The following is a 12,877-nucleotide window of genomic DNA, read 5'->3' on the forward strand; positions in this document are numbered from 1 at the left end:
CCTGAGACGGCGCACGCAGTGCGCGTCTCAGGGGCGCGGGGAACTGCGCGAGAAGCTCCACCGGACCCGCAGCCGCCCACCCTCAAGAACCCCTACGGCGATCCGACGAGCCGCCGCGACCGCGTCCGCACCCCGATGACCTGATCCATCAGGGCCCCGAGCACATCCCGCACCGAGCCGCGCGCCCGCGCGTCGCACTCGACGACCGGCACCTCGTCCCCGATCCCCAGCGCCTCCCGGATCTCGCCGAGGTCGAACCGCTCCGCCCCGTCGAACCGGTTCACGGCGAGCACGAACGGCGCCCCTTGCGTCTCGAAGTAGTCGAGCGCGGGGAAGCACTCCTCGATGCGCCGGGTGTCGACCAGCACGACGGTGCCGAGGGCGCCCTCCACCAGGTCGTCCCAGAGGAACGAGAACCGGTCCTGCCCGGGGGTGCCGAACAGATACAGCGCCAGCGTCGGATCGAGCGTGATCCGCCCGAAGTCGAGCGCGACGGTCGTGGTCGTCTTGCCCTCCACCCCGTCCAGCGAGTCGACGCCCACCGAGACCTGCGTGATCGCGGCCTCCGTGTCCAGCGGTTCGATCTCCGAGACCGCCCCGATGAAGGTGGTCTTGCCGACCCCGAGCCCGCCGCTGACCACGATCTTGACGGCCAGCGGCGCGAGGCGTTCAGAGCGCCCTGACATGGTCCCTGATCCTTTCGAGCGTGTGGAGCGACAGCTCCACGGGTTGCGAGCACGACAGCCGGCCGCCGACCACGAGGTCGGCGACGAGCACCTTGGCGACACCGAGCGGCACCCCCACCGCCTCCGCGATCTGCGCGACGTTGGTGGGCTCCTGACACAGCGTCACGATGCGCTGGTGCTCGAGCGCGAGCGGCGCGGCCCCCTCCGCCGCGTCGAGCGCGACGACGAGGGTCTCCAGGCGCAGATCGGCCTGCGCGGGCAGCGCGCGGCCGCCGGTGATGATGAACGGGCGGACGAACTGGGCGTCCGCCGTGTCCTCCGCCTCCGATGGTCCACTCATCGCGGCAGCGTCTCCCGCAGATCGGCGATGAGCGCCGGGGTGAGCAGATCGCCCGCGCGCTCGGCGAGCACGGCCATCTCGTAGCCCACGAGGCCGAGTTCACCGCTGCTGTCGGCGAGCACGCCGAGGCAGGAGCCGTCCCGGATCGCGGAGACGAGCAGGAACCCGCGCCCCATCTCGATCATGATGAGCTTGACGCCGTCGAAGCTGTACCGCTTGGACGCGCTGCGCGCGAGACTCGACAGGCCCGACACGATGGCGGACAGATGATCCGCCTCGGTGCGCCCCAGTCCGTCCGAGACCGCGATGAGCAGCCCGTCGGAGGAGACGGCGACGGCGTCGCGCACCCCGTCGGTGCTGCGCACGAAGTTGGCGAGCAGCCAGTTGAAGGTCTGCGAGTCGCCCCGCGTGTCGACGGTGGTCACTTGTCGTCCTGCCCCTCGGTGCTCTTGTCCGTGCCGTTGTCGGCGGCGGCCCGTTCCTTCTCCACGCTGATGGCGCCGCGCATATGGGCGCTGCGCAGACCCGCGAGCATCCCGGACACACCCTCGGGGGTGCGTTCGACGGCGGGTCCTTCGGGCGCGGGCCGCCGGGGCGCGTCGGACTCGTGCACGGCCTTCGAGATGGCGCTCCGCTGCGGGCGCTTGACCAGCCCGTTGCGGGTGCGGGCGGCGGACGAGCCGGACGCGGGCCGCCCCTTGGGCTCGGCCGCGGCGGCGGCCAGCGGCTCCTGCTCCTTGCGCGGGGCGGGCAGCCTGGCGGGCTCCTCGGCTGCGGCCCTGGTCCCGGCCGGCGCCGCTGCCGCGACGGCCGGCTCGGTGAGCAGCGCGGCCGGGACGAGCACGCGGGCGACGACGCCGGCGGCGGGCGCCTCCCCGAGCCGTACCTCGATGCCGCACTTGCGGGCGAGCGCGCCCACCACGAAGTGACCGAGGAACTTGGTGGGTTCGGCCATGAAGCTGGCGGTGCCGGACAGTCGTACGTTGGCCTCGGCGAGGGCCTGGGTGTCCATGCCGAGCCCGTGGTCGACGATGGCGATGAGGTACCCGGCGCTGGTGCGGCGCCCCTCGACCTCCACATCGGAGTCCGGCGGCGAGAAGCTGAGCGCGTTCTCCACCAACTCGGCGAGCAGGTGGGCGAGTTCGGCGACGACGGCGCCGCTGACGTGCGCGGGCTCGACCCGTCGCAGCGTGACGCGGCGGTACTCCTCGACCTCGGACAGCGAGGCCCGCAGCACATCGGTCACGGACAGGGGGGTCGACCAGGTGCGCGGGCTGGACTCACCGGCCAGCACGAGGAGCGACTCGGCGTTGCGGCGCATACGGGTGGCCAGGTGGTCGAGTTCGAAGAGGTTGGCGAGGGTGTCCGGGTCGGCGTCCTCGTGCTCCAGCTTGTTGATGAAGCCGATCTGGCGGCGCACCAGGTTCTGGTTGCGGCGGCCGAGGCTGACCAGCGACTCGGTGGCGTTCCTGCGCAGCACGGCCTGCTCGGTGGCGAGGTCGAACGCGGCGCGCTGCACCCGGTCGAAAGCCTCGGCCACGTCCCGGACCTCGGCCCCGGCGCGGCGGTCGAGGGCGAGCGGCGCGGGCGGCGCGGGCGCCTCTCCGGCAGCGGCCTGCACCGCGGCGACGGCCTGCGGAAGGCGCGCTCCGGCGACCTCGCGGGCCTCCTCGGCGAGCCCGCTGAGCGGTGCGGAGACGGAGCGTACGCAGTCGTAGGCGAGGGCGCCGAGCGCGGCGATCACGGCGAGCGCCAGCAGCAGGAACAGCAGGAGGTCGCGCTGAGCGGCGCTCTCCAGTTCCGCGGCGCGGTTCTCGACGTCGGCGCCGATGGAGATCTGCACGTCCCGCAGGCCGTTGATGGTCGACGTCATCGTGTCCCACCAGGCCATGGGCGGCACGTCGCGGGAGGCGAGCCGGCCGGCGCCGCGCACGGCGGTCGACTCGTAGCCGAGGGCCCGTTCGGCGTCGGGCGTGGCGAGGGCGTCGGCCAGACGGCGCCGCTGCGCGTCGCTCGCGGTGCGCGGGAACGTGTCGAGCGAGGCGAGCCGGCCCGAGCGGATCTCCATGAAGCGGCTGTAGTCGTCGCCGCGGAAGCGGCCGCCGGCTCGCACGGAGCCGAGCACGATGGCCCGCTCCTCTCCCATGAACTCCTTGGCGTTGCCGAGGACCTGAAGGCTCTGGTAGGCGTCGCGCAGCCGTCCGTCGCGCACGTCGTCGAGGCCGAGGCCGAGCCGGTCGAGGCCGGTGATGGTGGTGGTGAAGTAGTCGAAGGTGGCCTTCACCTGGCCGCTGCCGTCGTCCGCGCTCTTGCGGATCCCGGCGAGCCCGCCGAGCCGCCCGAGCGACGCGCGCACCGAGTCGGCGGCGTCGTCGTCGCGCCCGGCGAGCGCCTCGTCGAGGGCGGTGCGGGCGGTGTCGGTGGCCTTGCGCTGCGCGGGCAGTTTGGCGCTGAACTGCTGGACGCCGCCGACGTACCCGGTGGTGAGACCGCGCTCCTTCTGGAGCTCGTGGACGAGGCCCTGAAGGGTGATCTCCAGGCGGGCGTCGGCGGCGGTCGCGGAGGCGTTGCGGTAGTCGGAGACCTGCTCGGCCGCGAAGACGCCGAGCAGGGCGAGCAGCACGGTGAGGGCCAGACCGAGGATGCGCAGCAGCCGGGTCCGGATGGTTCTGGTACGGGCGGGGCCGCTGACGGTGGCCGCCACCGGGGAGAGTGAGCGAACAGAGGAGAGGAGATCCACGGAAATGCCTTATGGAGAGGGCGAGTTGACGAGGCAGAAACGGTGCATCTGCGCCCGGCCAACGAGCCCTCTCCGACCCCGGTCACCGGATCGTGTGCGTGTTTTACGCCCCGGAAACCGCGCCCGCCCAACGGGCCAGGTGGCCCGTCGTCACTCCTTCGGGGCATCGCCCGGCCGTATACAGGGCCAGCGCCTCACAGCCCGCAGTCACAGCACGAGCAGCATTCGCAGCACGAGCACGCCTCGCAGCACGAGCAGTCACAGTTGCAGTCGCCGCACCCGTTGCAGGCGCCCTCGCGCTTCTTGCGGGACCAGGGCCCCTCGAACTCGTCGGCGCAGCAGACCTTGCAGGTGCAGCAGAGCCCGATCGCGACGGCGCACCCGGCGAGGAAGCCGCGCTTGCCGGGCTTGGGCGGCTGGAAGGACGGCCCGCCGCCGAACCCGCCCGGACCGCCGGGCCCACCGGGGCCGCCGGGATGCCCGCCCCCGTAGGGATTGTTGGAGGTGTACGCACCCGAGCCGGTCGGCGCGTACGGGCTGCCCGGCGCACCGGTCGGCGCCCAGCCGTCCCGGCCGCCGCCCTGCTGGGGCGTGGACGCCGCACCGGCGTGCGCGCCGTGCCCGCTCGCGCAGGCGCCGGTCCCGAACGCGCGGTCCACCGACCGGCCCAGCTCGTGCGCGAGCAGCAGATGCGCCAGCTTTCCGTCCACGAAGTCGACCTCGCGCAGCGCGAGCCGGATGCCGTGCACGGCGTCGTCGGCGAGCCGGCGGGCCTCGACGAGCGGGGTACCGGTGGCGGTCAGCGGGTTCCAGGCCCCGGCGGCGGCATCGGCGCTCCGGTCCTCCACGGCGTCCAGGAGGTGGGCGAGCCGCCCGAACAGGCGGCCCGCCTCGGCGAGCGGCTCGGCGTTGTGCGGCCGTCCGGCGAGCCGGGCGGTGTGCGCGAACGCGGCGGCGGTCGCGGTCTCGGTCGGCTCGGTCACGGTCAGCACGGAGGTGCCGGGCCCGGCCAGCGCCTCGATCCCGGCCTGCCGCTCGACGGCGTCGACGAGCACCGCGGTGTCGAACCCGACGTCGGAGCCGGTACGGGCCCCGGCCCGGCCCCAGCTCGCGGCGACCTTCCGCGCGGCGGCGGCCACCGGGCGGCGGGCGAACAGGCCGTCCCGGTCGTCGACATGGTCACGCACCTTCGCCGACGCGAGCACCAGCGAGACGGCGGCGGCGAGGCGTGCGCCCTCGCCCTGCGCGACGGACGCGGTGCGCATCCCGCGCAGGGGGCAGGGCCCCGCCTGCCTGCGCCCGCCGCCGGACCGCTCGGTCTGAGCCTCCGTCAGAACCGAGACCAGCAAACCGTCGTAGTTCGTGACGACCCGGGCGAACTGCCCGTGGTCGCCGCGCAGGGCCAGGCACAGCCCGCAGAGATGGGCCATCCACTGGGTCTTGAGGCCCTCACCGAGCCGATGACTGCAGGGCCGGACAATTCCGAACAAGGCGACTCCCCCGTACACCGGATGACGGTCCGTCAACAAGCCGACACGCTGCGTCAACCCGTCATTGACCGAGAACGTCGGCATGCTATCGAGCCGCCCCGAACGCCCCCTCGTTCACCCGTACGCACCGCACATCACCCAAACGCCGTGAAGAATCATATTTCACTCACTGTCAGCAGCCGTACCCCGTACAGCCCTTGGGAACTCCGGGGCAACACCGTGTTGACTGTGCACCAGTACCGTCACGAAAACCCCGCGCGGCGACTATCCACTTGGCGCGGGATCCGCATCATGGATGAACATTGGGGATGCAGGACATGCGGAACGCAGAGGAACCGCTGTGAGAGGAGGCGTCCATGGGATCGGTGCGCAAGGCGAGTGCCTGGCTTGGCCTCGTCGACGACAACGATGACGAGCGTTACTACGACGACGACTACGACGAGGGGCCCGAGCCCGCTGCAGGAGCAGCCGCCTGGGTGACGGATCCGCGCGTGAAGGTTGCCGCGGAGGAGGCCGAGCAGGAGGGCCGCCGGATCGGCACCGTGACCCCGGACAGCTTCCGGGACGCGCGGCGGATCGGTGAGATGTTCCGGGACGGCACCCCGGTCATCATGAACCTCACCTCCATGGAGCCGTCCGACGCCAAGCGCGTCGTCGACTTCGCGGCGGGGCTCATCTTCGGTCTGCGCGGCTCGATCGACCGGGTCGCCACCCGGGTGTTCCTGCTGACCCCCGCGGACACGCAGATCGTCTCGGGCCGCGAGGCCGGGACCCAGCCGGATGGTTTCTTCAACCAGAGCTGAGACGCTCCGCAAGGGGTGCTGCCCCTCCCGTCCATCCGACGGTGGAACCGGTGGGCGGGAGGGGTAGCACCGCTCGGCCGCAGGCCGGGCGCACCACCACGGTCGGTCAGACGACCGACGACTCCGCCCGGGACGGCTGCCGCTGCGCGGCCACGTCCGCATCGCCCGCCGCGGGCGCCTCGCACTCCATCCGGAGCGGCAGTCGCAGCGCGGCCACCGCGCCGAGGAACAGCAGTACGGCGCTGACGATCAGGGTCACGTGCAGCCCGTGCACGAACGCGGCCCGCGCGGCGTCCCGCAGCGCCCCGCCCGCCGCGCCCCCGAGCTGCGCGGCGACCTGGTACGCCTCCCCCAGCGAGTGCCCGGCGGCCTCGCTCGCCGTGCCGGACACACCGGTCACATGGGCGAGCCCGGGCGCGTACGCCGCGTTCATGACGGATCCGAGCAGCGCGATGCCCATGCCCGCGCCGAGCTGGTACGAGGTCTCGCCGATCGCGGCGGCGCCGCCGGCGTCGTCGGCCGGCGCCTCGGTGAGCATCGACTCGTAGGCCCCGAACAGCGTGGTCTGGAAGCCGAAGCCGAGCAGTATGAACCCGGTGCCGAGCAGCCACGGCCGGTCGTGCTCGCCCATCAGACAGAGCAGCAGGACGGCGCAGGCGGTGAGCGCGAAGCCGCAGGCGACCATGGCGCGCGGCCCGAACCGTCGCAGGTTCGCGGAGCCCATCACGCCCGCGACCATCGCGGCGAAGGTCAGCGGCAGCATCCGCAGACCGGTCTCCAGCGGGCTGAGCTCCAGCACCAGCTGCAGGTACTGGACGGCGATGAGTTCGAGTCCGACCAGCGCCAGCATCGCGATGACGATGCAGCCGACGGACGTGGAGAACGCGGCGCGGGAGAACAGCCGCATGTCGATCAGCGGGTGCTCGCGCCGGCGCTGCCGGCGCACGAACAGCGCGAGGAGCACGATGCCCGCGAGGAACGGCAGCACGGCGCCCGCGTCGAGCAGATCGCGGTCGATGCCCAGTTCCTTGATGCCGTAGACGACGCCGAGGACGCCGAGCGCGGCGAGGACCGCGCCGAACAGGTCCCACGGCCCGTCCGCGCGCCCCTTGGACTCGCGCACGAGGATCCGGCACAGCGGCAGCATGACCGCCATCAGCGGGATGTTGATGAGGAAGACGGAGCCCCACCAGAAGTGCTCGACGAGGAAGCCGCCGAGGACGGGTCCGGTGGCGGCGCCGATCGCGGCGACCGCCGTCCACACGCCGATGGCGACGGCCCGCTCGTGCCGGTCCGGGAAGACGTCCCGCAGGATCGACAGGGTCGCGGGCATGATCATCGCGCCGCCGATGCCGAGCAGGGCGCGGGCCAGGATCAGCACCTGGGCGGTGTCGGCGAAGACGGCGAGCGCGGAGGCCGCGCCGAACAGCGCGTAGCCGAGCAGGAGGATCCGTCTGCGGCCGACGCGGTCGCCGAGTGTGCCGAAGAGGATCAGCAGCGAGGCGCAGACCAGCGGGTAGGCGTCGCCGATCCAGAGGAGCTCGACGGAGGTGGGCTTCAGGTCCTCGGTGACCGAGGGCAGGGCGACGTAGAGGATGGTCGAGTCGAGCGCGACCAGAAGCAGGCTTGTGCACAGGACGACGAGGACGACCCAGCGGTTCGTGCGGACCCCCGTGGCGGCCAGCCGATGACGCAGGCGTCCGGCGGCCGTGCTCGTCCCGGACATGTGCGAACCTCCCAGTGGTCCTCGCGTTCGGCGGATCCGGGGGCTGGGGATGCCCATGGTCTCCGGCTCGGGAGGAGCGGCCTCCCGGCCCCGCTACGAAAGGCGAGTGAGCCGTCAGAGTACGCGAGTTCAGGCCAGTCTCACGTGGCGGACCTCTCACGAATTCCCTGGACCCGTGTGGTGTATGCCACTCGCGCGCCGAGGGCGGCGGACGGATCCGCCGGGGCCGACGCCGATAATCGGGGCCGTGAACGACGTCGACCGACAAGACCGGCCGCCCTCCCTGCGGCGGGCGCTGCCCGCGCTGCTCGGCTACGCGGGGGTGCGGGCGCTCGGGCTGCTCGCGCTCGCCCTGTGGAGCGCCGCCGCGGACAAGAGCCCGCACACGCTGCTGACCGCGCGCTGGGACTCCCTCTGGTACACGCGGGTCGCCGGGCACGGGTACGGCTGGTCGGTGACCCTGCCGGACGGCAGCGTCCACTCGAACCTCGCGTTCTTCCCGCTGCTGCCCTGGCTGGAGCGCCTGGTCGCCGCGGTGAGTCCGCTGTCGTACGCCGATGCGGGTCTGGTCGTGAGCTGGCTCGCCTCGCTCGCGGCGGCCTGGGGGATCTTCGCCGTCGGTGACCGGCTGTACGGGCGCCGGGCCGGAGTGTGTCTGGCCGTGCTGTGGGGCGCGCTGCCCGTCGGGATCGTGGCGTCGATGGCGTACAGCGAGGCCCTGTTCACGGCGCTGGCGGCGTGGGGACTGTACGCGGTCGTGCGCAAGCACTGGGTGAGCGCCGGTCTGCTGGCCTCGCTGGCGGGTCTGACCCGGCCGATCGGCGCGGCCGTCGTGGCGGCGGTGTGGGTGGCGGCGGCGCTGTGGATCGCGCGCGAGCGCAGCGCGCCCTGGCGTCCGGTGCTGGGCGTGCTGCTGGCGCCGGTGGGGGCGGCGGCGTACGTGCTGTGGGTCGGGCACCGGACCGGCGGCGGACTGTTCGGCTATCTCGACGTGCAGGGGCAGTGGGGGAACGGGTTCGACGGCGGCGCTGCGTTCGCCCGCTTCATCGGCGACAAGTTCACGTCACCGGCCGGCGCGCCGGCCGGGATCGGGCTGATCGTCGCAGTGGCGCTGGTGCTCTGGCTGTACGTGGCCGGGGTGCGGCAGCGACAGCCGGTGCCGCTGCTCGTCTACACCGGCATCGTCGTCGTGCTTGCCCTGTGCGCTTCGGGGTACTTCGGATCCAAGCCGCGTCTGCTGCTGCCCGCGTTCCCCCTGCTGCTGCCGATCGCGGTGGCACTGGCCCGGTGGCGTACCGGCAGGTCGGCGTGGCTGCTCGGCACACTGGCCCTGGCCTCGGCGGTCTACGGGGCGTTCTGGCTGAACGGGTCCGGCCCTCCGTGACCGGCCCCGCGCGACCTTGATCGACCTTGATCGACCTTGATCGACACCGACGGGCCCGATGAGCGGACGGAGAATTCCGTGCCAGCAAGCGGTGAACGCATTCCCCATCGCGCCAAAACCGGCCCTCGGAAACGATCAGTGAATTCGCAAGGACTTCCGTTACCGGTTACCGGAATCCCGGGAATAGATGGAGTCCTGAGATCAATCCCACATCACATCGTCATCACAAAGCCACTGTTTCGTCCTGGTCCGCAGCGCGCCCGCTGTAGCGTCGATTGGGTGCGTACCGAACGAAACCTGACCCGCCGCCTCGAGCGGGTCTTCGCCCGGCTCGACCGCGAGCCCGAACGACCGGTCAACCTGGACATGCCCAGGATGAGCCGGCACCGGGTCGTGCTCTTCGGGCTGACCCTGTCCTTCTACCTCGCCATCGTGGTGGCGGTCCTGGCCACGACGTGGCTGGTCACCTTCGACTGGCAGGTCATGTTCTTCCGGCCCTACCAGCAGTGGCCCGAGGTGCACGCCTTCCTCGACTACTGGGTCGTCCTCGGCCAGCGCGGCCCGACCGCGGTCATGGTGATGGCGTGGCTGGGGTGGCGTTCGTGGCGGCAGCACACGCTGCGCCCGCTGCTGATGTTCGGTACCGCACTGCTCCTGCTCAACGCCACGGTGGGCGCCGCCAAGTACGGCATGGGCCGCGCGGGCCCGCACTACGCCACCGTCATCGGCTCGAACGAGATGTGGAAGAACGGGGATATATTTCCCTCCGGCCACACCGCGAACGCGGTGGTGACCTGGGGCATCCTCGCCTACCTGGCCTCCACGCCGCGCGCCCGCCGCTGGCTGTCCGCCGTCTCCGCGGTGATCTCCCTGAGCGTCGGCCTGACCACCGTCTACCTCGGTACGCACTGGCTGAGCGACGTGCTTCTCGGCTGGGCCGCGGGCCTGCTCATCCTGCTCGCGCTGCCCTGGTTCGAGCCGCTGGTCGCCCGGGTCGAGGCCGTCGTCCTCGCGGTCCGCGCGCGCCTGCGCGACCGCCGCACCGGTGCCACCGCGCCCGCACCCGTCCCGGCGCCCGCGCGGGTCCGCACCCCGGTTCCCGCCGACGACGGGGTCCGGGCGCGCGAGCCGGTGAGCACGGGACGCTCCACGGTCCGCCCCTCGACGCTGCTCGCGCCGGGGCCGCACACCCCGCGCGGCGAGCGCACGCCGGTCACCCCGGCCGGCAGCCGCCGCCCGGCGACCGAGAGGCTCCCCCGCACCGCACCGACGGCCAGGCCTCTCTAGGTCCCACGATCAGCGGGGCCGGTACGCACAACCACCCCGCACGGCGAAGGGCCCCGCAACCTCCCAGAGGTTCCGGGGCCCTTCGCCGTGCTCAGCCCTTCCAGCAGCGCGTCACCGTGCCGTTCGTGACCTCGAAGTTCAGCCGTCCCGCGCGGTACTCCATGGTGATGATCGCCCCCGGCGGCAGCTGCCGGACGCTCGACCAGCCGCGGCCGTGCGCCTGCCGCTCGGCTCGCTCGGCGTCGAGTCCGACGTACGTGTCGGGGCTGTCCTGGGGTTCTGCGGGCGGGGTCGGAATGGGTGCCATACGGCCACCGTAGGCCGTGCGCACAGGTGACGCCAGGCCCGCTCGCCCAGCCCGCCGCGCTCTTGTACGGTCACGCTTTCGTCACAAGATCACGACAGTTGTTTCTGCCGAACTTCCTCACACGATCGGGGGGTTCCTTACTTCTTACGCCGTTCTTACATGCACCCACCGATGCCCGGCGCGCGAAATTCCGGATTCCTTCGGGACCCCTTCTTCGCCCCGCGCGTCCCTTTACCGGGAGCACCTCGCACGAATTCTTCGCCCATTCCGAATCCGGCGGCGCGGCACGCGAGTTGAGATCGTCCGGGAATTGCCTGTCCATGCCACAAAGAGCCGTTCGCCCCCTGTCGCGGCGACGGCTGCGCGCGCATCATGGCGGGAGTTCGGAAGCAGGCCCGAGGCGCGCGCAGCGAGGGAGCAAGCGATGGGAACCACCGGGGTGCGGGCCGGGCCCGCGGCGGCCGGACCGGCCCGGGACCGGCGACCCGGCCGCGTGATCGTGGACTGGCTGACCACCACGGACCACAAGAAGATCGGCCACCTCTACCTGATCACGGCCTTCGGATTCTTCCTGGCCGGCGGGCTGATGGCGCTGGTGATGCGGGCCGAACTCGCCCGCCCCGGCCTCCAGATCGTCAGCAGCGAGGAGTACAACCAGCTGTTCACGATGCACGGCACGATCATGCTGCTGCTCTTCGCGACGCCCACGTTCGCCGGCTTCGCCAACGAGATCATGCCGCTGCAGATCGGCTCGCCCGACGTCGCGTTCCCGCGTCTGAACATGCTCTCGTACTGGCTGTTCCTCTTCGGCGGCCTGATCGTGCTCGGCTCGCTCGTGGTGCCCGGCGGGGCCGCGGACTTCGGCTGGTTCGCCTACGCGCCGCTGAACAGCCTGACCCGCTCCCCCGGCATCGGCGCCGACATGTGGATCATGGGCCTCGCGCTGTCCGGGTTCGGCACGATCCTCGGCTCGGTGAACTTCCTGACCACGATCATCGGGATGCGGGCGCCCGGCATGACGATGTTCCGGATGCCGATCTTCACGTGGAACACGCTGTTCACGTCGATCCTCGTGCTGCTCGCGTTCCCGGTCCTGGCGGCCGCGCTGCTCTGCCTGGAGGCGGACCGGCGGTTCGGCTCGGTGGTCTTCGAGGCCCAGTACGGGGGCGCGCTGCTGTGGCAGCACCTCTTCTGGTTCTTCGGGCATCCCGAGGTCTACATCATCGCCCTGCCGTTCTTCGGCATCATCAGCGAGATCCTGCCGGTCTTCAGCCGCAAGCCGATCTGGGGCTACACGATGCTGGTCGGCGCGACCATGGCGATCACGGGTCTCTCGGTCGTCGTGTGGGCGCACCACATGTTCGTGACGGGCGGCGTGCTGCTGCCGTTCTTCTCGTTCATGTCCTTCCTCATCGCGGTGCCGACCGGGGTGAAGTTCTTCAACTGGACGGGCACGATGCTGAAGGGCTCGCTGTCCTTCGAGACGCCGATGCTGTGGTCCGTCGGCTTCCTGGTCACGTTCCTGTTCGGCGGCCTGACGGGCGTCATCCTGGCCTCGCCGCCGATGGACTTCCACGTCTCGGACACGTACTTCGTCGTGGCGCACTTCCACTACGTGGTGTTCGGCACGGTCGCCTTCGCGACGTTCGCCGGGTTCTACTTCTGGTGGCCGAAGCTGACCGGGAAGATGCTCGACGAACGGCTCGGCAAGATCCACTTCTGGACGCTGTTCGTCGGCTTCCACACCACGTTCCTGGTGCAGCACTGGCTGGGCGCGGAGGGCATGCCGCGCCGGTACGCCGACTACCTCACGGCGGACGGCTTCACGGCCCTCAACAGCATCTCGACCATGGGCTCGTTCCTGGTCGGGCTGTCGACCCTGCCGTTCCTCTACAACATCTGGAGGACGGCCAGGTACGGCACGCCGGTCGAGGTCGACGATCCTTGGGGCTTCGGCCGCTCCCTGGAGTGGGCGACGTCGTGTCCGCCGCCCCGCCACAACTTCACGACGCTGCCGAGGATCCGCTCGGAATCCCCGGCGTTCGACCTGCACCACCCCGAGTTCGCCGCGTTCGAGGACCGCCCCCTCAAGGCCGCGGACACCTGAGCCGCCG

Annotated in this window: 11 protein-coding genes; 4 read left to right on the plus strand and 7 right to left on the minus strand. The window is 71.6% G+C overall.

Translation table 11 applies throughout. The features are described from left to right. Positions 1-92: 92 nt before the first annotated feature. The 5 genes from ACVHNB_RS28720 to ACVHNB_RS28740 all read right to left on the minus strand — a co-directional run bounded on the left by ACVHNB_RS28720 (position 93) and on the right by ACVHNB_RS28740 (position 5,256). The gene (locus ACVHNB_RS28720) at positions 93-686 is read right to left on the minus strand and encodes a GTP-binding protein (protein WP_428955640.1); all 594 of its coding nucleotides are present in this window, start codon (positions 684-686) and stop codon (positions 93-95) included. Continuing rightward, positions 670-1,026 carry a DUF742 domain-containing protein gene (locus tag ACVHNB_RS28725; protein WP_456226230.1) on the minus strand — a complete coding sequence of 119 codons (357 nt, stop codon included), beginning with the start codon at positions 1,024-1,026 and terminating at the stop codon, positions 670-672. The genes ACVHNB_RS28720 and ACVHNB_RS28725 overlap by 17 nt, the downstream gene beginning before the upstream one ends. Then, positions 1,023-1,451 (minus strand): roadblock/LC7 domain-containing protein, encoded by a 429-nt coding sequence (locus ACVHNB_RS28730; RefSeq protein WP_428955638.1) that lies wholly within the window; start codon positions 1,449-1,451, stop codon positions 1,023-1,025. The genes ACVHNB_RS28725 and ACVHNB_RS28730 overlap by 4 nt, the downstream gene beginning before the upstream one ends. Then, entirely contained in the window at positions 1,448-3,730 is a 2,283-nt protein-coding gene (locus tag ACVHNB_RS28735) for a nitrate- and nitrite sensing domain-containing protein (protein ID WP_456226231.1), read from the minus strand. Before ACVHNB_RS28735 ends, ACVHNB_RS28730 begins: the two co-directional genes overlap by 4 nt. Positions 3,731-3,960: 230 nt before the next feature. After that, a complete protein-coding gene (locus ACVHNB_RS28740) occupies positions 3,961-5,256 on the minus strand; it encodes a DUF5685 family protein (protein WP_428955636.1) in 1,296 nt (431 codons plus the stop codon). Between the two features lie 356 nt (positions 5,257-5,612). On the opposite strand from ACVHNB_RS28740, the gene ACVHNB_RS28745 reads away from it, so the two are divergent. Then, positions 5,613-6,059 (plus strand): cell division protein SepF, encoded by a 447-nt coding sequence (locus ACVHNB_RS28745; protein WP_428955635.1) that lies wholly within the window; start codon positions 5,613-5,615, stop codon positions 6,057-6,059. 106 nt (positions 6,060-6,165) lie between these two features. Here the strand turns inward: ACVHNB_RS28745 and ACVHNB_RS28750 are convergent, their stop codons facing one another. Further along, positions 6,166-7,785, minus strand: a complete 1,620-nt coding sequence (locus ACVHNB_RS28750; RefSeq protein WP_428955634.1) for an MFS transporter — start codon at positions 7,783-7,785, stop codon at positions 6,166-6,168. A gap of 322 nt (positions 7,786-8,107) precedes the next feature. On the opposite strand from ACVHNB_RS28750, the gene ACVHNB_RS28755 reads away from it, so the two are divergent. Further along, positions 8,108-9,169, plus strand: a complete 1,062-nt coding sequence (locus ACVHNB_RS28755; RefSeq protein WP_456228959.1) for a hypothetical protein — start codon at positions 8,108-8,110, stop codon at positions 9,167-9,169. A 279-nt stretch (positions 9,170-9,448) separates the two neighbouring features. Beyond that, entirely contained in the window at positions 9,449-10,456 is a 1,008-nt protein-coding gene (locus ACVHNB_RS28760) for a phosphatase PAP2 family protein (RefSeq protein WP_428955632.1), read from the plus strand. 91 nt (positions 10,457-10,547) lie between these two features. On the opposite strand, the gene ACVHNB_RS28765 is transcribed toward ACVHNB_RS28760, so the two are convergent. Further along, positions 10,548-10,763, minus strand: coding sequence for an I78 family peptidase inhibitor (locus ACVHNB_RS28765; RefSeq protein WP_428955631.1), 216 nt, complete (start codon positions 10,761-10,763; stop codon positions 10,548-10,550). Between the two features lie 424 nt (positions 10,764-11,187). Between ACVHNB_RS28765 and ctaD the strand changes: the two genes are divergently transcribed. After that, a complete protein-coding gene (gene ctaD, locus ACVHNB_RS28770; RefSeq protein WP_428955630.1) occupies positions 11,188-12,870 on the plus strand; it encodes an aa3-type cytochrome oxidase subunit I in 1,683 nt (560 codons plus the stop codon). Positions 12,871-12,877: the final 7 nt, after the last annotated feature.

The sequence above is a fragment of the Streptomyces sp. YJ-C3 genome (assembly GCF_053891275.1).

Coding starts and splice junctions, on each gene's coding strand:
- ACVHNB_RS28720 (WP_428955640.1), bottom strand. CDS start 686: ATGTCAGGGCGCTCTGAACGCCTCGCGCCGCTGGCCGTCAAGATCGTG.
- ACVHNB_RS28725 (WP_456226230.1), bottom strand. CDS start 1,026: ATGAGTGGACCATCGGAGGCGGAGGACACGGCGGACGCCCAGTTCGTC.
- ACVHNB_RS28745 (WP_428955635.1), top strand. CDS start 5,613: ATGGGATCGGTGCGCAAGGCGAGTGCCTGGCTTGGCCTCGTCGACGAC.
- ACVHNB_RS28750 (WP_428955634.1), bottom strand. CDS start 7,785: ATGTCCGGGACGAGCACGGCCGCCGGACGCCTGCGTCATCGGCTGGCC.
- ACVHNB_RS28765 (WP_428955631.1), bottom strand. CDS start 10,763: ATGGCACCCATTCCGACCCCGCCCGCAGAACCCCAGGACAGCCCCGAC.
- ctaD (WP_428955630.1), top strand. CDS start 11,188: ATGGGAACCACCGGGGTGCGGGCCGGGCCCGCGGCGGCCGGACCGGCC.